19 protein-coding genes and 1 riboswitch are annotated in these 20756 nt (G+C 47.1%); of the genes, 9 read left to right on the forward strand and 10 right to left on the reverse strand.

Going from position 1 to position 20756, the window contains the following annotated elements; all coding sequences use genetic code 11:
- The first annotated feature begins 17 nt into the window (after positions 1–17).
- A complete protein-coding gene (locus AB4Y93_RS04775; RefSeq protein WP_441889513.1) occupies positions 18–329 on the forward strand; it encodes a DUF1806 family protein in 312 nt (103 codons plus the stop codon).
- Positions 326–1024 carry a PIG-L family deacetylase gene (locus AB4Y93_RS04780; RefSeq protein ID WP_441889515.1) on the forward strand — a complete coding sequence of 233 codons (699 nt, stop codon included), beginning with the start codon at positions 326–328 and terminating at the stop codon, positions 1022–1024. The genes AB4Y93_RS04775 and AB4Y93_RS04780 overlap by 4 nt, the downstream gene beginning before the upstream one ends.
- Before the next feature lie 15 nt (positions 1025–1039).
- Here AB4Y93_RS04780 and AB4Y93_RS04785 read toward each other — a convergent pair whose 3' ends face one another.
- The 3 genes from AB4Y93_RS04785 to AB4Y93_RS04795 form a co-directional block, all read right to left on the reverse strand.
- Positions 1040–2200 (reverse strand): acyl-CoA dehydrogenase family protein, encoded by a 1161-nt coding sequence (locus AB4Y93_RS04785; protein WP_441889517.1) that lies wholly within the window; start codon positions 2198–2200, stop codon positions 1040–1042.
- 53 nt (positions 2201–2253) lie between these two features.
- Positions 2254–4014, reverse strand: coding sequence for an adenine deaminase (ade, locus tag AB4Y93_RS04790; RefSeq protein WP_441889519.1), 1761 nt, complete (start codon positions 4012–4014; stop codon positions 2254–2256).
- A 246-nt stretch (positions 4015–4260) separates the two neighbouring features.
- Positions 4261–4358: riboswitch (purine riboswitch) on the reverse strand.
- 27 nt (positions 4359–4385) lie between these two features.
- Complete coding sequence (locus AB4Y93_RS04795) at positions 4386–4790, reverse strand: MerR family transcriptional regulator (RefSeq protein WP_441889521.1); 405 nt, start codon at positions 4788–4790, stop codon at positions 4386–4388.
- 115 nt (positions 4791–4905) lie between these two features.
- On the opposite strand from AB4Y93_RS04795, the gene AB4Y93_RS04800 reads away from it, so the two are divergent.
- A complete protein-coding gene (locus AB4Y93_RS04800) occupies positions 4906–5670 on the forward strand; it encodes an SDR family oxidoreductase (protein WP_441889523.1) in 765 nt (254 codons plus the stop codon).
- A gap of 83 nt (positions 5671–5753) precedes the next feature.
- On the opposite strand, the gene gpmA is transcribed toward AB4Y93_RS04800, so the two are convergent.
- Positions 5754–6491 carry a 2,3-diphosphoglycerate-dependent phosphoglycerate mutase gene (gpmA, locus tag AB4Y93_RS04805; RefSeq protein ID WP_441889525.1) on the reverse strand — a complete coding sequence of 246 codons (738 nt, stop codon included), beginning with the start codon at positions 6489–6491 and terminating at the stop codon, positions 5754–5756.
- 394 nt (positions 6492–6885) lie between these two features.
- Between gpmA and AB4Y93_RS04810 the strand changes: the two genes are divergently transcribed.
- From AB4Y93_RS04810 to AB4Y93_RS04820, 3 genes are read left to right on the forward strand one after another with little or no spacing between them, the layout of a single operon-like run.
- Entirely contained in the window at positions 6886–8073 is a 1188-nt protein-coding gene (locus AB4Y93_RS04810; protein ID WP_441889527.1) for an NAD(P)/FAD-dependent oxidoreductase, read from the forward strand.
- A gap of 11 nt (positions 8074–8084) precedes the next feature.
- Entirely contained in the window at positions 8085–8945 is an 861-nt protein-coding gene (gene sigJ, locus AB4Y93_RS04815; protein WP_441889529.1) for an RNA polymerase sigma factor SigJ, read from the forward strand.
- Positions 8946–8967: 22 nt separating this feature from the next.
- Positions 8968–9369 (forward strand): VOC family protein, encoded by a 402-nt coding sequence (locus AB4Y93_RS04820; protein WP_441889532.1) that lies wholly within the window; start codon positions 8968–8970, stop codon positions 9367–9369.
- A 68-nt stretch (positions 9370–9437) separates the two neighbouring features.
- Here the strand turns inward: AB4Y93_RS04820 and AB4Y93_RS04825 are convergent, their stop codons facing one another.
- Positions 9438–10538, reverse strand: coding sequence for a Gfo/Idh/MocA family protein (locus AB4Y93_RS04825; protein WP_441889534.1), 1101 nt, complete (start codon positions 10536–10538; stop codon positions 9438–9440).
- Positions 10539–10759: 221 nt separating this feature from the next.
- Here AB4Y93_RS04825 and AB4Y93_RS04830 point away from each other — a divergent pair, with 221 nt between their 5' ends.
- The 3 genes from AB4Y93_RS04830 to AB4Y93_RS04840 all read left to right on the forward strand — a co-directional run bounded on the left by AB4Y93_RS04830 (position 10760) and on the right by AB4Y93_RS04840 (position 14203).
- Positions 10760–11752, forward strand: a complete 993-nt coding sequence (locus AB4Y93_RS04830; RefSeq protein ID WP_441889536.1) for a Gfo/Idh/MocA family protein — start codon at positions 10760–10762, stop codon at positions 11750–11752.
- Positions 11736–12752: a helix-turn-helix domain-containing protein gene (locus AB4Y93_RS04835; protein WP_441889538.1), complete on the forward strand. Its 1017-nt coding sequence runs from the start codon at positions 11736–11738 to the stop codon at positions 12750–12752. Before AB4Y93_RS04830 ends, AB4Y93_RS04835 begins: the two co-directional genes overlap by 17 nt.
- Before the next feature lie 101 nt (positions 12753–12853).
- Positions 12854–14203 carry an MFS transporter gene (locus AB4Y93_RS04840; protein WP_441889540.1) on the forward strand — a complete coding sequence of 450 codons (1350 nt, stop codon included), beginning with the start codon at positions 12854–12856 and terminating at the stop codon, positions 14201–14203.
- A gap of 75 nt (positions 14204–14278) precedes the next feature.
- On the opposite strand, the gene udk is transcribed toward AB4Y93_RS04840, so the two are convergent.
- The 5 genes from udk to AB4Y93_RS04865 are packed head-to-tail and all read right to left on the reverse strand — an operon-like array spanning position 14279 to position 20518.
- On the reverse strand, positions 14279–14887 hold the full coding sequence (gene udk, locus AB4Y93_RS04845) for a uridine kinase (RefSeq protein WP_441889542.1): 609 nt from the start codon (positions 14885–14887) through the stop codon (positions 14279–14281).
- 51 nt (positions 14888–14938) lie between these two features.
- Positions 14939–16579, reverse strand: coding sequence for a xylulokinase (locus AB4Y93_RS04850; protein WP_441889544.1), 1641 nt, complete (start codon positions 16577–16579; stop codon positions 14939–14941).
- Positions 16580–16585: 6 nt separating this feature from the next.
- A complete protein-coding gene (locus AB4Y93_RS04855) occupies positions 16586–17803 on the reverse strand; it encodes an MFS transporter (RefSeq protein ID WP_441889546.1) in 1218 nt (405 codons plus the stop codon).
- A 40-nt stretch (positions 17804–17843) separates the two neighbouring features.
- A complete protein-coding gene (locus AB4Y93_RS04860; RefSeq protein ID WP_441889548.1) occupies positions 17844–19028 on the reverse strand; it encodes a class II aldolase/adducin family protein in 1185 nt (394 codons plus the stop codon).
- A gap of 17 nt (positions 19029–19045) precedes the next feature.
- Complete coding sequence (locus AB4Y93_RS04865; RefSeq protein ID WP_441889550.1) at positions 19046–20518, reverse strand: aspartate aminotransferase family protein; 1473 nt, start codon at positions 20516–20518, stop codon at positions 19046–19048.
- Between the last annotated feature and the right edge of the window lie 238 nt (positions 20519–20756).

Below are 20756 nucleotides of genomic sequence, written 5' to 3' on the forward strand. Positions count from 1 at the left end.
ATTGGGGGAATCCAACGATGAATCCTATTATTCCATTAGAAGTTGAAGAGCTGCTTCGGGCTTTTATTGGCGAAGATATTTACGTCCATAGCGAGGCAACCTCCTATGTATTTGTACGCAATTTCAAGGTGAAGCTATCGCAGGCCTTAATAGCAGGAGACGGTCCGTACCGGATGGCTTTCCGATTTGATCAGATTGGCTGGCTGCGTATGGAAGCACTCACGCATTATGAACTTGACAAAGAAAGCCGTCTATTACTTGCCGGTTACGATGACAGAGGGCGGATGAATGTCGCTTTACATATCGGAAAGGAGCCGTTTGCCGAATGAGCTCACAAATAAGAAAGCTTCTTGCTGTATTTGCTCATCCCGATGATGAGTCTTTTATTTGCGGTGGTACCTTGGCTAAGTATGCAAGTGCTGGAGTTGAGATCACGCTTGTCAGCGCAACAAGGGGTGAAATGGGACGGAGAATGGGCAATCCGCCATATTTGAACCGGGAGACGATGGCGGCAGCACGTGAGCTGGAGCTGCGCGAAGCCTGCGAGTGCCTTGGCATTCAACACCTTCATTTCTTCGATATCCGTGATAAAACTGTAGAGTTTGCTGATCCTGATCAATTAGCTGATCGTATTGCAGGCTTGATTAGAGATGTAGATCCCGATGTTGTTCTCACCTTCCATGAACGTTGGGGCGGGCACCCTGATCATTGTGCTATTGGCAAAGCGACGATGGAAGCGTTGGATCGAACAGGGCTGAAGAAAGCTTTGTATTTCATTTCATTCGGCGATGCTATGGAATACCCTGAAGTGTATGGATACTTCAAAAAGGACATTGCCAAGATCAACGTCAGCGGGCAGAAGAAAGCGAAGCTTGCGGCGTTCCGTGCACACCGCTGTCAGACGGAGATTGATGAATGGGTGTGGCTGTCAGATCAACAGGCGATGAGGCGTTTAGGGGACTATGAATATTTTATTAAAGGAAATGAAGAAGCGCTAAGACGTGACCATGACGATCTGTTCTAGCGCCTCTACATCAACTTATTTTACGAATTCGCCTAAAGCTGCGGCAGCGAGGTTCTGAATCACAGCATTGTCCATCGGAGGGTTATGTAATCCAGCCCGGACATCTCGGTAATAGCGCTCGAGCGGCAGCTGCCGGGATAAGCTGGTACCGCCAACAATCCGCATGGCGATATCTACAACTTTTATGGCATTATTCGTTACGACATATTTGGCAAGGCCGAGGTCCGCTTTCAAAGCGGGCCTATTTTCTATTTCCTGATCCCAGCGGTCGGCGATCGAATAGAGCATCGTATGAGCGGTTCGAAGCTCAACTTCCATCTCACCAATCGAGTGTTGAACAGATGGGATAGCAGAGATGGGTTTCTCCATGTTGTTTGGCCGGTACCTGTTTGCAAACTCTAGGGCAAAATCTCTTGCAGCTAATGCGATTCCCAAATAGCAGGCTGGAATATGCAGCAGCCAGCCTCCTCCGTCATCTGTTCCTTGGCTGATAAGCCGGTTAGCAGCAGGGACAAATACTTGATCAAGTACAACATCATGGCTTCCGGTAGCACGCATGCCAAGCGTATCCCAGGTTTCAATGAGCTTTATTTGCTCCCCGCGTGTGACTAGGAAGTCACCGGCACAGTCTTCAGTAGGGATATAAGCCGTTACAACAAAACGGTCGAGGATCGGCGACAACGTACTAAAGGTTTTGCGGCCAGTAATGAGCCACCCGCCATCAACTGCAACTGCCGTTGTCTCGGGTTTGCCTCCCCGGCTTGGACTGCCTGAAGCAGCTTCGCTGGCGAAGGTGTTAATCATTGCGCCTTCATTCACGATAGCCTGACATAATTCTACGAAAATAGGCTGCGGCCATTTTTGCGTCGTCCGAAGATGGATAATCTGTCCCATATGCCAGCCAACAGCCAAAGCTGTTGATCCGTCTCCGTATGCTAAACGCTCCTGCAGCATAACGAGATCATAGAGAGAAATCTCATCCCCGCCAAAAGCTTTAGGCACTGTCAATTTCAAGTAACCCGCTTCGCGCAAATCCGCGAAGTTATCGAAGGGGAAAGAGCCTTCACGATCATGCGTCGACGCTCTCTCCGCAAAACAAGCCGCTAATTTATCGATTTCCGTAACCCGGGTTCTTTGTTCCTCACTGCGAATATATTGATCTACCCATCTAGTCATCCGATTCCACTCCTCTCTTCCTTATTATATCAATTAGAAGGAATAGGAATCTATTAGCATTCCATGCTGATATGATTTTTGGAAGCAAATTCGAACATGCCTTTGTCCGTTATCTTAAGCTCTGGAATAACCGGAAGCGCCAGGAACGATAAAGTTAGAAAAGGATTAAAGGTATCTGGGGCGCCAATCTCGCGAAGTGCTGCATATAGCCCGAGCATTTGCTCATTGACTTCGTTGTAGCTTTGCTCGGACAGGAGACCAAAGGCAGGCAATGGTAAGGAAGATAGTACCTCGCCCTCGGCAACTACCGCTAAGCCTCCGTTCATCGTAACGACATGCTCGATTGCTATAAGCATATCTTCATCGGAAACCCCGGCACAAATGATGTTGTGCGAGTCATGGGCAACAGAGGAAACTATTGCGCCTTTGTGGAATTGGAACCCTTTTATGATGCCAAGTCCGATATTCCCTGTTGCATGATGGCGTTCCACCACAGCAAGCTTTAACTGATCCTGTTTTACTGATGTTACAAAATGCTGTTCATGATCCCTTTCTACTGCTTCCCTCAAATGACGGGTCACTAAAGAATTCGGAATAATCCCAATGACATTGACAAGCTCGGACTGAAGAGGGAGGTGGAGAGCATCTGGCTGCAGCGGTTTTATTCCGTTTCGAAGCGCAGCAGCGTTCTGTTTACTGTTACTGATAGAATCGGATATCAGAGCGGGAAAAGCTTCTTCATCAAGTTTGCCATTCTCATACACTTTTACACCTTGCTTGTATACTTGATTAATGACCAGCTGCTGCAAATCATCAAGAATAACAAGATCGGCTTTGTAACCAGGAGCAATTGCGCCTTGATCACGAAGGCCAAAGCATTCTGCCGTATTTATAGTAGCCATTTGGACAGCGGTTATCGGATCTAGACCTTTACTAATGGCCAGACGGATGCTGTAATCGACACTTCCTTCAGTAAGGAGATCATCAATTAACTTGTCATCGGTTACGAATAGACATCTTCGGCTGTTCCTCGTCGTGACGACAGGGAGGATGGCTTCCAAATCCTTCGCGACGGTTCCTTCACGTATCATTAGGTACATGCCCAGATCAAGACGGTGTTTGGCTTCTTCAGCATTGATGCATTCATGGTCTGTACGAATACTTGCTGCCATATACAGATTTAGTTGCTCGCGTGTTATGCCGGCTGCATGACCGTCGATATGGGCTTGATGATCAATAGCGTCAGACAGTTTATTAATTATTCCGGGGCTGCCTGCGGCAAGGGCGGGGAAATCCATCACTTCGGCTAGACCCAACACTTTAGGGTGCTGGTAGAATGGTCGAAGATCCGCAGCTTCCAGCTGTGCGCCACTTGTTTCAAAGGGAGTTGCAGGGACGCAGGACGGCAGATTGACATAGATGTCGAGCGGCAGTCCTTCAGACTGGTCAAGCATATACTGAATACCTGCGCTGCCCATTACATTAGCGATTTCATGCGGATCGGTAACGACTGCTGTTACTCCATGTTGCAGGACGACTTTAGCGAACTCCCGAGGAGTAAGCATCGAGCTCTCAATATGTACATGTCCATCGATTAAGCCTGGAATGATCCATTGACCAGTTGCGTCAACGATCTTTGCACCATCAGTATACTCGCCAATTCCCGCGATATCACCATCAACAATCGCGATATCGCCTGTCATGATCTCACCTGTAAATACATTAACAATGCTGCCATTTTGGATGACAACATCCGCTGCGGCACGTTTGCTCGCGACCTCGATACGCCTCTTAAGCCGTTCATTTGTTTTCATGTATCTATTCTCTCCTAAAAAGAATTGTGGTATTATCGGCACTTCGTACCGAGGTAGAGCAATTCTTACTTCGAAAGCATATGCCTAAAGAATTGTGGTATTATCGGCACTTCGTGCCGAGGTAGAGCAATTCTTACTTCGAAAGCATAAGCCTAAAGAATTGTGGTATTATCGGCACTTCGTGCCGAGGTAGAGCAATTCTTACTTCGAAAGCATAGAAAATAAAAAACTCCCGATCACCATCGATGCTGAAATAAGCATGCTGGTAATCGAGAGTTTACGGTTCCCGGTAGACACCCTCGGCCCGTATTGCCGAGGTTATACGCAATATTAGTACTATTGTAGGGGAAGAATAAAGGAAATTCAAAGCATTATTTTTCCAACGCTGCTTTTTCTACATGTTCGTCGATCTTGCGAAGCATTTCAGGATCTTCATACCAATCCAGCTTCTTATCGATCAGCTCAAGGTTTTTGTTAAGCTCTTCGATCTGCTTTTGCACCTCGCTGCGGTGGTCAGCAAGCATTTTTTTACGCTCATCAATTGTTCCGCGTCCCTGTTTGCACCAATCGCTGTACAGCTTGATTTCCTTAATTGGCATGCCTGTATCCTTCAGACAGCAGATCAGAGCGACCCAATCCAGATCCATCTCCGTAAAGGTTCGGTTACCGGATTTGGTTCTTGTGATGAAGGGAAGAAGGCCTTCTTTATCGTAAAAACGGAGCGTATGGGCGGACAGTCCAAACTTGGCTGCGACCTCATTAATCGTATAATTCATTTTTTTCACCCTTTAGCTTGACTTAGAGTTAACTCGAAGGAGTAATCTCACTTTAGAACAACTGGTTACAATAATCAAGGGTTCAAATTTCGGGGTAAAAGGAGAGACTATAATCATGGAAACGAATCATAAAATCGCACTTGTCACAGGAGGAAGCCGAGGCCTTGGGCGAAATTCGGCTATCGCTTTATCGAAGAAAGGGATCGACGTTATCGTAACGTATCTTTCCCGGAAGGAAGAAGCAGAAGAGGTTGTACAACTAATTGAAGCAAATGGCTGTAAAGCGGCTGCGCTGCAGCTTGATGCGGGTAATGTGTCTACCTTTGACAGCTTTGCCGAGCGATTAGGTGATCTGCTAAAAGAAAAGTGGAGTCGAAACCAATTCGACTTCCTGATTAATAATGCAGGTTTTGGCATTAATGCGCCAATTGCAAGTACAACAGAAGAGCAATTCGACTCTCTGATGAATGTTCATTTCAAAGGAGTCTTTTTCTTAACGCAAAAGCTGCTTTCTCGTATTGCTGATCATGGTGGAGTTGTCAATCTGTCTACCGGATTAACGCGATTTACAACAGATGGCTATGGCGCGTATGCGGCTATGAAAGGCGCAATTGAGGTGCTGACAAAATATATGGCGAAGGAGTTTGGAAAACGCGGCATCCGTGCAAATATGGTTGCACCTGGTGCAATAGCGACAGATTTTGGAGGAGGAGCTGTGAGGGATAATCAGGACATTCGTGATCATCTCGGCTCGCTGACGGCACTTGGCCGCGTTGGTGAAGTTGATGATATCGGCGGAGTTGTAGCCTCATTATGTACGCCAGAGCTCGGCTGGGTGAACGCGCAGCGTATCGAAGCTTCAGGTGGTATGAATCTTTAAGCTGTTCTTGGGAAGGTAATAGCATAATTCTCATATTCGGGTAGTATAATTGGAGCCGGCTTACAGCCGGCTCCAATTTATAGTTAATGGGTCATATGTGCTGGAATCTGGCCCTCAGGATAGGGACCTTCCCAGCCTAAATAATAATGGCGGATCGGTTTTAATTCATCATCTAATTCATAGACAAGTGGAATGCCTGTTGGAATGTTCAGGTCTGCTATACCGTCAGGCGGAATTTGATCTAGGTATTTCACTAATGCCCGGAGGGTGTTGCCGTGAGCAGAAATAATAACGCGGCCTCCAGCGGAGATAACAGGAGCTATCTCTGCATTCCAGTATCTAAGCACACGAGCCTCCGTATCTTCCAGATTTTCCGTTAAAGGAACTTCTCCGTCCTTCAGGTCCTTATAACGTGGATCGGCTGCCTCGTAACGCTTATCGGATTTGTCCAACGCGGGAGGGCGGATATCAACGGATCTGCGCCATAGATATACCTGGTCTTCTCCGTATTTCGCAGCTGTCTCGGCTTTGTTCAGCCCCTGCAGGGCGCCGTAATGCCGTTCATTTAACATCCAGGTCTTATGCTCCGGAATCCATAACAGGTCCATCTCATGAAGGATAATCCATAATGTCCGAATGGCGCGTTTCAGGACGGAAGTATAGGCAGTGTCGAAGACGTAGCCATGTTTTTTTAATATTTTCCCCGCCTCTCTTGCTTCATCCAGCCCTTGTGATGATAAGTCAACATCGGTCCATCCTGTAAATCGGTTCTCGACGTTCCAATTGCTTTGTCCGTGACGGATCAGAACGATCTTCTTCAATAGGCAACCTCTATTCCATGTAATGTCTTATTTCTATATTGTAGCCCATCGGATAAAAAAACAAGCTGACTCGTGAGCCAGCTTGTGTCTAAACTATAACAGAAACAAGCTGAATCTTTAATTCAGAGCCAGCTTCAGACACGGGATAACGATACGATGGCCGACAATGCCGTTACAACGAAGAAGGCATTACCAAGACCCCAGCCTGCACGCAGCCATAATACTGGCGAACGCAATAGCCCAAACGGCAATAGGTTGATTAAACATAGATTCAGATTTCTTTAATGTACGTCAACGTTAACTTCGTGCTAGTAAATGTCATTTGCCAAAAGAATGTCACAAAAAACGGCCTCTTCTCGTTACATGTGCAAACGTATTAAAGGAGAGGTTACAGATGAAAGAATTGACCTGCATAGTTGTTGGAGGAGGATTCGCTGGTATTCATGCGATGAAGGCGATTCAGAAAGCTCATAGAGCAATTGGCAATGGGCAAAAGCTTAAACTGATCTTGCTTGATCAGCAGCCGTATCATATACGGAAGGTGCTACTATTTCGTCCTGCCGTTAGCGGCAGCAATATTACCGTTCCTTGGGAGCAGCTGCTTCCGGAGGATACAATATTTATCCAGGGTTCGGCAGAGCATGTAGAGACGGAGAATAAAAATCTTTTATATATCGATTATGAAGGGACCCAGCAGCAGCTTGCCTATGATGTTCTTGTTATGGCGATCGGGAGTGTTGCCCGCAGGCTAGAGCCGGAACATGGGGGAATTGCGTTAACTGGTGTGAGCGCTGCTTCACAGATTTACGACCTATGGCAGGATAATATGAGAAGAGCGGCTGAAGGGAAGAGCAAGGAAGAACGGCAGAGATTACTGACAGCAGCTGTTGTAGGTGCAGGCATATCTGGTGTTGAAACAGCTGCTGAGCTTGCTTTTGCTATGCGGGCGGAAGCTGGCAAATATGGATTCCATCCATTAGAGGTCAAGGTTCGTCTCATTAATGCGCATGAACAGCTGTTTCTGGAGGGACCAGCCAAAGTCAGCCAAAAGCTGGAACAGGACCTTTCGGAATGCGGAGTTACGGTGCACCATAAACGGAAAGCAATTCGGGAGGAGGGAGGCAGCCTTCTTTTATCCGATGGTGATTTGTTGCCGGTGGGCCTCACCGTATGGACGCTTGGTCTTATGCCAAATCCTGTTCTTCGTACAATGGGACTGCCTCTGACGGGTAATGGGCAGGTGATTGTAGATGAATGCTACAGGGTTCCGAGCATGGACGGTGTCTATGCCATTGGTGATAATGCATTTATTGTGGAGCGGGCGAGCGGTAAGACGAGTCAGATGACCTGTAAAGAAGCAATTCCACAAGCACAGCGTTTAGGTAAAATTGTTGCGGCAGATTTGACAGGCGGCGAGGCGCCTAAGCATAAAGCGGTTATGGATGCCTTTGTCATTGGGCTTGGGCCGGGACGCGGTCTGCTGTGGACGCATAAATGGGGGCTTGATATAATCATCTCGGGCAGGCTTGCTTACAAAATTAAGAGCTTTGTGTGGGATTATTCCAGTATGCTGAAATCATAAGGAGCTATGACATGGTTGAACTGTATAAGCAGTATCAAAAACTGCTGTTCCGCCTTGCTTATCAATTAACAGGATCGGCTGCAGATGCGGAAGACGCCGTGCAGGATTTGTTTGTCAAAGTGCAGAATAGGAGTGTGGAGCGGCTACAAGAGCCTAAGGCCTACTTGTGTAAAATGATGACCAATCATTGTATTGACCAGCTGCGGTCCGCACGTAAAAGACGAGAGTTATATATCGGACCATGGCTGCCGGAACCGGTTTTTGACGATAGCAGCTTTGAAGAAGCTGAACGTCATGAAACGCTTTCTTATGCGATGCTGGTCCTGCTCGAGAAACTAACACCTGCCGAACGAGCCGTCTTTGTTCTTCGCGAAGCGCTGTGCTTTGACTATCCTGCAATCGCTGAGTTGACTGACAAGAGCGAGCTAAACTGCCGTAAGATCATGAGCAGGGCAAAAGCAAAGATGGGAATAACAGAAGAAGAGCTGATCAAGCGTGGCGCTGTCCAGCAGCAATGGATTGAGCAATTTCTTGGTGCACTATCGCAAGGCAAAGTGGATGAGGTCCTTTCCCTGCTTCACGAGGATGCCACCCTATTCTCAGATGGAGGCGGAAAAGTTACTTCAGCTATTCGGCCAATTGTATCTGCTGGACGCGTAGCCCAGTTCCTGCTTGGCACAATTCGTAAAGCAGAGCAGGAGGAAGGAGGATTTTCTGTGGAGCTTGCGACATTTGGCGGTGAGGTCGGTATTCTTTTACGGCAGGATGGAATCGTAACTACTGCGACCTTTATTCAATTGAAGCATAGCAGAGCACAGGAAATCTATATTGTCCGGAATCCGGATAAGCTTGCGAAGCTGCAAACAAAATGACGATTAAAGGAGTTTGAGCCCAATGAAGGCTGTAAGTTCATTCCTCATGTTTCAAGGTAACGATGCAGAAGAAGCGATAACGTTTTACACTTCATTAATTGAAAATTCGGAGATTACAAGCATTACACGTTACGGCGCCGATGGGCCTGGTAAAGAAGGCAGTGTTATACAAGCCAGCTTCTCTCTGAAAGGTCAGTCATTTATGTGCATCGACAGTTATGTGAAACATGCATTTACGTTCACGCCATCATTCTCCATATTTCTAACCTGTGACTCCGAAGAAGAGGTTGACCGGTTGTTTGAAGCACTTTCAACTAGCGGCAGTGTATTAATGCCTCTTGGTGAATATCCGTTCGCCAAACGGTTCGGCTGGCTGAACGACCGGTTCGGTATATCGTGGCAATTGAGTTTGCCGAATGCATAAGCATAGAGCTTAAAAGAGTGAATCATACAAAAAACACGCCCGTTTCCGGACGTGTTTTTTTATATGATTTATTTCGCTACTTTTTCGCGATTGAGATAGACGGTCTCGCCTGTACGAGCGGATTCGTAAATCGCTTCCAAAATCTCCGTTACAACAAGGGCTTGCTCGGCTTTAACAACCAGATCCGTATCATTTAGGATCGCATTGATCCAAGCAGCACACTCAACATCGATATCGCGTTCCGATGCGCCGTCGTAGAATGCTACGCCGCCAGCGTTCAGGTCAACCTCTTTGACGAACAAACGGCTGTTCGCTTCGCCGTTGATACGGAGGCCATTCTTCATGTCTGCTCCGCCTTCTGTACCGCAAAGCGTACATTTTGCCTCATCAATATCAAGGGTATTCAGCGCCCAGCTTGCTTCAAGCGTAATCGTTGCGCCGTTCTCCATCTTAATGAAGCCTACTGCTGAATCTTCTACCGTAAATTTCGCAGGATCCCAAGGTCCCCAAGCATTAGCGGCATTTTCTTTCGAGCCAAGCTTATGGAATACGGAGCCTGTTACCGATACCGGCTTATAGTTGTCCATCATCCACAGCGTCAAATCAAGTGCATGTGTACCGATATCGATAAGTGGGCCACCACCTTGTTTCTCTTCATCAAGGAAAACACCCCAAGTCGGAACCGCACGGCGACGGATTGCATGAGCACGAGCATAGTAAATTTCGCCAAGCTCGCCTTGTTCACATACTGTTTTCAAATATTGGCTGTCCGGGCGGAAACGGTTGTTGTAGCCGATTGTCAGCTTTTTGCCCGTGCGTTTTGCAGCGGCCAGCATTTCTCTAGCTTCAGCTGCTGTCTTCGCCATTGGCTTCTCACACATTACGTGCTTGCCGGCTTCCAGGGAATCTATTGTAATAAAGGAATGGGAATCATTAGGCGTCAACACATGAACAACATCAATTGCCGGATCGGCAATAAGCTCGTGGTAGTTCGTATATACTTTGGAGCCCTCTTTGCCGTATTTTTGCTGTGCTTCTGCAGCGCGTTCTTCCACGATGTCACAGAAAGCAACGATTTCTACGTTCTTGTTTTTGCTAAGAGCAGGAAGATGCTTGCCATTGGCGATACCGCCGCAACCAATAATACCAATTTTCAATAATTTACTCATGTTCAGCCTCCGTTATAAGTAAAATATGTTTATGCCATTACTATAGGTTTGACCGATATTTGGAGTCAATAAGTCTAGAGAAATGTTCTTGTCTATGTCGCAAAATTATAGTCAGATTGTCTTTATGTTCTAGTTTTCCTTTAGGGATTGGTGTGCTACCTTAGAAATAAGTCGCGAATATGAAGTGATCGCAATCATTTTATTTAAGGAGTGGACGTTATATGATTAAAGTCGCAATGTTGAGCTATTGGCATGTACATGCATGGGATTATACGAGAGAGGCACAGGCACATCCGAATACGGAAATTGTAGCAGTATGGGATGAAATCCCAGCAAGAGGCGAAGAAGCTGCGGGTAAATTAGGCGTTCCTTTTATTGCAAACCTGGATGAACTGCTTGCTAGAGAAGATATTGACGGCGTAATCGTGGATACGCCAACAAACATCCACCGTGACGTAATGGTGAAGGCCGCTCAGGCGGGCAAGCATATTTTCACAGAAAAAGTGCTTGCGCTTACAACAAAAGAAGTGAATGAAATTGTAAACGCTGTCGAAGAAGCAGGTGTGAAGCTGACCGTTTCACTGCCAAGATTAAATGATTGGTATACTGCAACTATTCAGAAGGTATTGGAGTCTGGCGATATCGGAAAAGTTACCATGGTCCGTGTCCGTTTGTCGCATAATGGTGCAACTGCCAACTGGCTTCCTGAGCATTTCTACAATCTCGAACAATGCGGTGGCGGCGCTCTGATTGATCTGGGATGCCACCCGATGTATCTGACAAGATTGTTCCTGGGCGAATTGCCTGTACAGGTTCAAGCTTCATTCGGCTATGTAACCGGTAAAAAAGTAGAGGACAACGCGGTATCGATTCTGACAACGGCGAATGGTGCGCTTGGTATTGTAGAAGCGGGCTTTGTTAATGCGCATTCTCCATTTACAATTGAGGTGCATGGTACAGAAGGTTCGCTGCTGTACGGAACACCAGATGCCAAAGTTTTGGTTCGCAGCAATAAAAACGGCGAATCAGAGTGGATCGCAGCAGAGCAGGAAAGTGGCCGTAACAAAGCTTTCGAGCAATGGGCAGAGCATATTCAAAGCAATACAGTAGCTGTAGATAACATCCGTATGGCACAAGAGCTGACGATGCTTATGGAAGCTTCTAACCGCTCGGTTGCAGAGAAGAGAGCTGTACGTCTTGAAGAGCTCAACTGAAATGACATCCGGCGGGGATGAGCGGGAGCAGGCAGCAGAGTCAGACAGCAAAGTAAATGCGAGACCGTATCCTTATGCAGTGATGAAAGATAAGATGGATGCGCTAGAACGGCTTGATCTGCATTTTAGATGGGGACGTTACGGCATACGAGTGTTAAAATGGCATTTGACTACCTTCAAGCCGGGGCATGTCATCAAATTTCATAAACATTCGGAGTTTGAATTTCATTTTATACCTCGAGGCAAGGGAACCGTTACCCTTATCGACCACATCTATAAGCTGAACAGCGGCATGTTCTATTTGACCGGTCCCGGTGTTGTTCATCAACAGACAGCCGATGCTCGGTCCGGAATGGAAGAGTTATGCCTGCATGTCGATATTACTCGTCTTCCGGATGAGTCAAGCACAGAAGAATGGGGAGCGGAGTGGGAGAATAAGGAATCGGAGGCCTGCATGCAGGCGTTGATCGATTTTCCTCTTCGTCCATTTATGGATCAGCATGATGCGATGACATGTTTTCTGCAGGCTTATATAGCTTGGCGATCCGGAGAACTTGGCGCTTACACCACGATACGGCAATCATTAATCCAAATTTTGCTTCGTGCGGCAAAAGCGACTGTTGATCGGGAAGGGCAGCAGATGCTGCCTTCCCGAGATATTCAGGCGCATCGCTTCGAGATGGCACAGCAGTATATTTACGACAATTACGCAAGGCCGCTTACTTTACAGGAGGTTGCGGACCGTATTCAGATCAGCACAAGACAGCTGCAGCGAGTATTTCACCGTTATGGGGTAAGCTCCTTCAGCAGTTATTTGGAGGATTTCCGGCTGCAGCGTATTTGCGAAGAGCTGGTGGAGACGTCAAATACCGTTGAATCAATTGCAGTGAATCATGGCTTTACGAATACGAACTACCTGTTCCAGGTATTTAAGCGCAAGATGGGGATGACCCCTTTGGCTTATCGTCAGAGTCATGCCCCTCAAGTAACGAATTCTTAAGGGAACGCAATAGAAGATGAGGCAAGGGGCCGATCCTTGCTTCATCTTTTTTTGTGTTATACTAAACAAAGTAAAGTAAAGTGACTTCGTAAGGAAACTAGGTGGACAGCTTGAATGACAGAATTGTGATGCCCGTGTGGATGCTGGGCTTGTTTGTCGTTGTCATGAATACGACAATGTTTAACGTCTCAGTACCAAGTATTATTAACGATTTGAGTATCTCATCTGATCTCGGATCATGGATTGTATCCAGTTATTCGATTGGATATGCTTTATCAACCGTCATCTACAGCCGCTTGTCAGACATTGCTCCGATCCGCAGGCTGGTTGCGATAGGGCTGCTCATATTAGGATTATCATCCGTTCTAGGTATTTTTGCTCATAGTTTCGCTCTGCTGCTGACAGCAAGAATTTTGCAATCGGCTGGAGCGGGTGCGATGGCGGGCCTTGGACTTGTATTGGCAAGCCGATACATCCCGATCGAGAGAAGAGGCAAGGCTATTTCGATGATAGCAGCTGGCAGTGCGATGGCGTTTGGGCTTGGGCCAATCGTAGGTGGTGTGATCAGCGAATATTTTGGATGGAATGGTCTGTTTGTCGTTACTTGCCTCGTGTTAGTCATCCTGCCGATCTTGCTGAAGCTGCTGCCAAAAGAAAATCCAAAGCCTGCAAAATTCGATTATTTCGGGGCGGCATGGACAGTCATCAACGCAACGACATTATTACTTGCCGTAACCCAGCAGTCTTTGATTTGGTTTGCAGCAAGTGTAGTGACGATCGTCCTGCATGTGCTACATATTCGTAAGTCGAAAGGCGAAGGGACCTTTGTTAATCCGGAAGTATTCCGTCAGCCCGGATATAACCGCCTGCTTGCTGTAGGTTTCTGTCTGCTGATTATTAACTTGGGCAATTTGTTCCTGATGCCGCTTGTTCTCGCGAATTTGTTCCACAAATCAGAGCTCCTGATTGGTTTCCTGATTGCACCAGGAGCAATCCTGTCCGCGATGCTTACACCGTTTGTTGGGCGCTGGCTTGACCGTTACGGCAATATCCGGTTCTTGTTTATCGGAACAGTGATCCTGACAGCTGTCGTTGCCTTATTCATGACCTTTGTAGGACGATCGCCGTTTGTTATTATGTGCGGGTACTTGCTTTTCTCTCCTGCCTTCTCGGCAACGCTGGCTTCGCTGAATAATCAGACCTCCAGCATTCTGCCGAGGCATCTGATTGGTTCTGGTATGGGGATGATGCAGCTTATTCAATTTTTCGGGGGATCTTTGTCGGTGGCGATCTGTGGATTGCTGCTCCATAAGATGAGCAACACCTCTCTGGAACATGCGTACAACCATGTGTACCAGCTGCTATTCCTATGTCCGGTTATTGCGATTGTGATGCTGGGCTGGTATTACTCGTCTTATCGTAAAAGAGTACAAGCTCATAAGCTTGTTTAAGGTGGGTAGTATTACCCGGGTAATTAGCGTAATTAAACAAAGGACGCAGCCATCATGGCTGCGTCCTTTGTTATTTTAGAAGTATTTCTCCATCAGAATCGATAACATTTGGATGCCAACTTCATTTTTCCCGCCTTCGGGAATGATGATGTCGGCATATTTTTTGGACGGTTCGATAAAAGCTTCATGCATCGGTTTGACCGTCTTAAGGTATTGGTCATGTATGGATTGAATGGAGCGTCCACGTTCTTCGATATCCCGCAATACACGGCGCAGGATTCGGACATCGGGATCGGTGTCCACAAATACTTTAATGTCGAGCATCGCCCGCAAATTTTCATCGGAGAGGACATGAAGACCTTCTATGACCACGATCTTGCATGGCTTAAGCTCTACTGTCTTATCCTTAAAGCGGGAATGCGACGTGAAATCATAGACAGGAGCCTCGGCGCCTTCTCCAGACTTCAGTTGTTTCAAATGCTCGACCAATAAATCATTGTCGAAGACAAGTGGATGATCATAGTTCAGCCCTTCGCGCTCAGCGAATGTCAAATGGGGATGATCCTTGTAATAATTATCTTGCGAGATGAAGGTTACCTTGTCTGCGCCAAGGCGTTCTATAACAGAGCGTGCCACCGAGGTTTTCCCCGAACCAGTGCCGCCTGCAATACCAATAATAAGCATAATTGTTCTTAAAGCCCCCTAGTTTGTAAGCCCATCAATTCCAGTATTGTATCACAGCGAAGCATGAAAAACATCCGGATGGCTGCTGAGATTATTTAGGATGCCAAATGCTTTCTTGTTCCTGCTGTAGAGGGACTTGAATACTTCGAAATAGATGTCATAGGTAGCTTTATTCCGTGGGTTTGGCTTGTAAGTTGCTTGGACAGTCACCAAGCTTTTGGCTTCATGTATACTTGGGATCATGCCAAGTCCAACAGCTGCGACAACAGCTGCACCAATGGCACCGGCATTTTGCGGGCTGTCCACCGTCTCAATTTCTCGTCCGAGAATATCGGCAAGAATCTGACAGGTGAGAGGAGCTAATGCGCCGCCCCCAACAAAGCGGATCGTCTTGGACGTCTTGATTTTCCGATCTTGTGATTCCAGCTGCCACCTGAGATGGTAACAGATTCCTTCGAGCACCGCATGAATCAGCTCGGTCTTACCTGTATCAATGCTGATGTTGAAAAATAGTCCCCGTGCGTTCGAATCCTCAAACGGGCAGCGATTCCCGTGCAGCCATGGTGTAAAAATGACGCCGTTACTTCCGGCAGGCACGTCTTTGATCGCATGCATCATGTAGTCATACAAGCTCCGGTACATTGTCTCCTGGGTTTCGGAGATTTGTTTTTTCTCCAGATAGATTCCGATCTCATCCAAGGCAAGATGATTCTTGACCCATTCCAAGCATTTGCCTGCTGTCTCAAGCTCACAGAAATAATGATAACGGTCAGGGATAGCTCCTACGATCGATGCAATCATGTTGGTTGTATCAATTAACTGCCGGTTGACGACAGTGGATACCCAGCCCGAGGTGCCAAGGTAGATATGGGTATCTCCTTCAGCTACAGCGCCAGCTCCAACGCCAATCAGCGCAGCATCTCCGCCTCCGCCAAATACCGGAGTCCCTTGCGAGAGTCCAAGATCAGCAGCGGCTTGTGCGGACAAGGTTCCAACCTGATCCGTAGACTTGATGACCCTTGGGAAATGATTGATCTCGACGCCAAACATTTTACACATTTGCTTGCTGAACGTCTTTCTTCCTTTTCTCGAATCGTATAACAAAGTGGCATAAGCACTATCCTCAGTCATCACAAATTCACCCGTGCATTTATAGAGGAGATACTCCTTTACATCCAGCCACTTGTACACCTTGCGGAACAATTCCGGTTCATTACGTTTTACCCATGTGTACTTCCAGATGGGGTCCTTCACACTAGCCGGGACAGCGCGTGTAATCGCAAGCGACTTGGCAAGCTTAAAGACATTAACTCCTGCTATCTTCATACCGTGCATGATACCTTCTCGATGCTCTTTGGCTGCGCGGGTATCCATATAACTCATCGCTTTGCGAATAGGCTGACCTTCACGGTTAACGAGGATCATTCCCTGCATCTGAGCGCAGAAGGAGATACCTCCAATCTGCTCGGCTGGAATAGAACTGTCCTGAAGAACTTGCTTGGTCGTATGCTGCATGGCGTTCCACCAGTCGGCCGGATCCTGCTCAGCGCCTCCGTTATCCAGGATAGTGAGCTCGTAGCTAAACAAAGCACTCGCGACAAGCTTAATCGAATCCGTAAGATGATAAAGACATGTTTTGACACCAGATGTTCCTACATCATAAGTGAGTACATAAGTACCTATAGCTTGCACCTGCCTTTACATAGGCTGATTGTTCCCCATATCCTTCGTCGGAACCGGTAAGGGAGATTCCTTAATCCGGAAGGTAATAGGAAGCATGATGATGGTTAAAAGCACAAACAGAAGCATCGGCCAGACAATCGTGCCCAAAGCATCATTTAGCACTTCGAATAAGTAGACAAAGGCGATGCCGGATACCTGCCCCATCAATAAAATCATGCCAAGAGATGTTCCTTCCTGGACGGGATAAGCAACCTCCGAACCATGCTGGAACAAGATTGGTGCTACGCCCATAATCATAAAGCCTGCAATTCCGGCGATGATGGACACCAGAACAGGCTGATCAACGAAGGTAAGACCAACATAGGAGGGAATCAGTATGGCGATAGCGGAAACAAAGAATGGTACTCGAATCCGGTATCGATCCGATAGAATGGGGAGAACAACAGCCCCTATGATTCCGGCAACGATAAATACGGCTCCAACCAAGCCGGCTTCTTCAGATGTAAATCCGCGCGGGATAAGAATCGTTTCAAGAAGCGTTAATATGGTGTTGAAAATTCCAATGGAGATAAAGCTGATTAATAGAATGAGGACGTAGCTTTTGTTCGCTGTAAGAAGTCGAATCGATTCGAATCGTAAAACCTCTTGTTTAGCAGGAGAGACATTGGTGAGGGAAGCGGGAGGTTTCCTGTTCACGAAGGCAGCGGCCAAACAGGCAGATATGATCGCGAAGCTGGCAAACCACTTGAAGAGTGTGGGGATGCCTGATGATTCTGCAATCGCAGGTGCTATGGCCATTGGAACAATAAATCCGATATACTGGGCTAACGTCAGAATGCCTGCCGCCGTTGACCGGTCTTTAAGCGGGAACCAATCGGAGGCTGCCTTTGTCGCGATATTAAGAAGAAAAGGCTGACCGATCGCCAGAATAAACTGCATGATCAGAACAAGTGTGAAATCATCTGCGAACAGAGCGCGAAGCGTCCCGAACACTGCCGTTATCCCTGCACCGATTAACAAAGAGGCTTTGTATCCCCATTTATCAATGACCCAGGAAGCGGGCAAAGAGAACAGAATGAACATTATCATAAAGCTCATGGAGCATAAAGTGATGGACATGCTGCCTACTCCGTAGAAATCTTCTGCAAGACTTGAGATCGGGGCGAGCGAGAGCCACATCATTTCGGTTGATACGATGACCGGTACGATCGATAAAAGAATGATCCATTTCATGAGTGAATGATCGATTCTTTTAATATAAATTCCACCTTTCTTAGCGATTGCTCAGCTTCGAATATTTCTTCAAATAAACGAATCGCATTAAGAGGCTTTCCAAGTAATGAATAGGCTTCACATGGCCAAGCAGCTTGGCTCCGATATGGGCTTTGCAGTTTTTCTCAAGAACCATGAGTGTCGCTAGGGCATCGTCACCTGTGCTGCCGCAGCATAACGCTCCCATACCACGGATTAAGACAGCCGAGGATCTCTTCAAAGCAGCAGCAGCCTCTGCAGGAGAGAGGTCAACACTTCTCGCTGAGGTTCCAATCAGCTGAGCAAAGTCATCCAGAAGCGGCTTTAAAGACTGAGCCGTTTGGGAAAAGGCGATAACCTCCGGACTCCCGCTCCAGTGGATATGATGAATGTGTTTATGTGATCGATAGATGTGCTGATACACCCATGCTTCCTCAGGCATTGTGCCGTCGAGCTCATCGTAACGGACCTGAATCTCGGAGCCGGAGTCATCGAAAAGAATGAAACCGTCTTCCACTCGACGACTGTGATAAAGCAGGTTGCCTGCTGAAGACTGCGATTGCATGGAGGCAGATTGACCAAGTCCAAGGGCAAAGCAGCTTAACTCGACAGCATTTGCTTCTTGCTCACCACTTAAGCTTTTATAAGTATCATCGATATATTGTCGGCAAGCTTGATCCAGCTCAAGTGCCACTTCGAAAGCTTCTTGATCGTCAGCGCCGTAACAGACCGCACCGTGATTTTTCATAATTACCGCTTGGTTCACGGAGTGAGTAAGCGCCTTGGCAACGTTACGCTGAAGCTTCTTTGTGCTTGGGAGGGCATAGGCTCCGAATTGGACTTTCCCCGCAAGCAGGCCTTCTTCAATGAGGATGGCATCCACTTCGCAGGCACTGATAACAGAAGCGTATTCTTGATGAGTATGAATGACGAAATTTATATCTGAAAAACGTTTGTACACCTCGGCATGAACGCCCTTCTCAGAAGAAGGCTTGATGGTGCCGCTGTAGCTGCAATCAGCGATCTGAACGGTCACAATATCTTCCGGCTTCAGAGACCGGTAATCCCGGCCGCTTGGTGTAATGACGAACTGCCCGCCATCGATGCGATGGCTGACGTTGCCCCATGTGCGGGCGATCAATCCTGTTTCCATCAGCTTAATTCCTGCTTGAATAACGCGTTGCTTGGCTACTTGGACAGCGGTCATGGTCGTCTCCTTACTCCTTAAATTAAGGCTACATTTTTAAAGATATTATCGAAGCGGTCTAGTACATCATCAATCATTTCTTCTGTATATGCTCCGCTTGTGTACAGCCGGCTGCCTGCCAGAGTCACAAGGCCTTCGGCCATATATGCCGCTCCCATATGCTCCATTTCTTTTTTTCGCTTAGACGTCTCGGAGAGCACCTTCGGAATTTGCCAAGGCTTCGACCAGTTGATGGAAAAATGCATCGTACCTACTGTTTCTAGGTGGCAGATTGATCCTTGATTATAGGCGACAAACGGCAGCTTGTATTTGCTGATCAGGGCTTGCAGTCCTGCTGTCAGCCGATCGGCCATTTGGCCTGATCTTTGGATGGCATTCGTTCGTTCAAGCCCGCAGAGCGTATAATAACCGGCCACGCAGCTGAGCGGATTGGCAGCCATTGTACCCCCAACAAGAGCTTTCTTATGGTTACTGCCAGCCTCGATGCCCGCGGACAAATATTTCATATATTCCTTCTTGCCGCCAAGACCGCCCGCTCCTGGATATCCACCGGCAACAACTTTACCAAAGATCGTAAGATCCGGCGATACGCCATAATAGCCTTGGGCACCGGACATGCCGATTCGGAAGGCGGTAACTACTTCGTCGAAAATGAGGAGAGCGCCGTATTTGCGGCATAATTTCTCTACCCCTTTGTTAAAATCCAGATCAACCAGCCTTGTGCCGCTCTCCGGGCCAACTGGTTCGATCAGCACGGCTGCTGTTCCGCCGCGAAGCTGGTTGAAGCGAAGCTTTCTTTCCAGATCGTTAAGATCATTTGGGAAAAACTCCTGCGTATGCTTAAAGATATAACGTGGAACGCCATGCGCCTGTGTCCATTTGGAGCCGGGAATCCGAATACCGTAAGCAAGCTGATCGCTCCAGCCGTGATAAGCGCCGCCCATTTTAATAATCTTTTTCTTCTTGGTTGCAAGACGTGCTACGCGGATGGCCGCCATACAGGCTTCCGTTCCGGAGCCAAGCATGCGAAACATTTCGACGGAATCGATGCTGTCGGTAATTTTTTTGCCTAATTTATATTCATATTCATGGAATAGTCCGGTTGAGGGACCGCAATCATTAAGAAGTTCGATGACCTTCTCGCGTACTTCGGGCGGGTTGCTTCCGAGTACCGTTGGGCCACCTGCCTGCAGAAAATCATAATAACGATTGCCGTCAAGATCATAGAGGTATGCCCCTTCGGCCTTCGTAAATACGAGGGGGAACGGATGATTAAACGCTAAATTATGCTGCACGCCGCCGGGAATAATCTCCTTGGCAACGTCTATCATTTCCTTCGATTTTGCACATTTGGCTTCAAAATAATCCTTTTCGTACTGCTTTAATGCTTCCGGTTTGATTGAATAAATGGGCTTTGAGATGAGCTGATCGAGCTGGCTCGTCACAGCCTTTACATCAGGATAGCGGGAAATCGAAAAGGTTCTTTCCATCTGAAGCCTCCTAAAAAGAATTTCTGCTTTTGGAAATCCTTACATTACATGAGATTAACTTTGAGAAAATTATGAAATTACTCACAATTCAAGTATATAGGCACAGTTCGTAAGAAGGAACCAGTTTAGGTAATATCTATCAAAAATATTTAATCGGATTAATGCTTTTCTCCTAAGACGGGGGCAAAGAGACAGGATTAAAGTTATCTTTTGCTTTTCTTTTTGCGTAGGCATCAGC

The sequence above is a fragment of the Paenibacillus sp. YAF4_2 genome, from assembly GCF_052113225.1.
In the GTDB taxonomy this organism is placed as follows: Bacteria; Bacillota; Bacilli; order Paenibacillales; family Paenibacillaceae; genus Pristimantibacillus.

Bases quoted from the DNA above. Each gene is read 5' to 3' on its own strand.
- AB4Y93_RS04775 (WP_441889513.1), top strand. From the start codon at position 18: ATGAATCCTATTATTCCATTAGAAGTTGAAGAGCTGCTTCGGGCTTTT.
- AB4Y93_RS04780 (WP_441889515.1), top strand. From the start codon at position 326: ATGAGCTCACAAATAAGAAAGCTTCTTGCTGTATTTGCTCATCCCGAT.
- AB4Y93_RS04785 (WP_441889517.1), bottom strand. From the start codon at position 2,200: ATGACTAGATGGGTAGATCAATATATTCGCAGTGAGGAACAAAGAACC.
- ade (WP_441889519.1), bottom strand. From the start codon at position 4,014: ATGAAAACAAATGAACGGCTTAAGAGGCGTATCGAGGTCGCGAGCAAA.
- AB4Y93_RS04795 (WP_441889521.1), bottom strand. From the start codon at position 4,790: ATGAATTATACGATTAATGAGGTCGCAGCCAAGTTTGGACTGTCCGCC.
- AB4Y93_RS04800 (WP_441889523.1), top strand. From the start codon at position 4,906: ATGGAAACGAATCATAAAATCGCACTTGTCACAGGAGGAAGCCGAGGC.
- AB4Y93_RS04810 (WP_441889527.1), top strand. From the start codon at position 6,886: ATGAAAGAATTGACCTGCATAGTTGTTGGAGGAGGATTCGCTGGTATT.
- sigJ (WP_441889529.1), top strand. From the start codon at position 8,085: ATGGTTGAACTGTATAAGCAGTATCAAAAACTGCTGTTCCGCCTTGCT.
- AB4Y93_RS04820 (WP_441889532.1), top strand. From the start codon at position 8,968: ATGAAGGCTGTAAGTTCATTCCTCATGTTTCAAGGTAACGATGCAGAA.
- AB4Y93_RS04825 (WP_441889534.1), bottom strand. From the start codon at position 10,538: ATGAGTAAATTATTGAAAATTGGTATTATTGGTTGCGGCGGTATCGCC.
- AB4Y93_RS04830 (WP_441889536.1), top strand. From the start codon at position 10,760: ATGATTAAAGTCGCAATGTTGAGCTATTGGCATGTACATGCATGGGAT.
- udk (WP_441889542.1), bottom strand. From the start codon at position 14,887: ATGCTTATTATTGGTATTGCAGGCGGCACTGGTTCGGGGAAAACCTCG.
- AB4Y93_RS04855 (WP_441889546.1), bottom strand. From the start codon at position 17,803: ATGAAATGGATCATTCTTTTATCGATCGTACCGGTCATCGTATCAACC.
- AB4Y93_RS04860 (WP_441889548.1), bottom strand. From the start codon at position 19,028: ATGACCGCTGTCCAAGTAGCCAAGCAACGCGTTATTCAAGCAGGAATT.
- AB4Y93_RS04865 (WP_441889550.1), bottom strand. From the start codon at position 20,518: ATGGAAAGAACCTTTTCGATTTCCCGCTATCCTGATGTAAAGGCTGTG.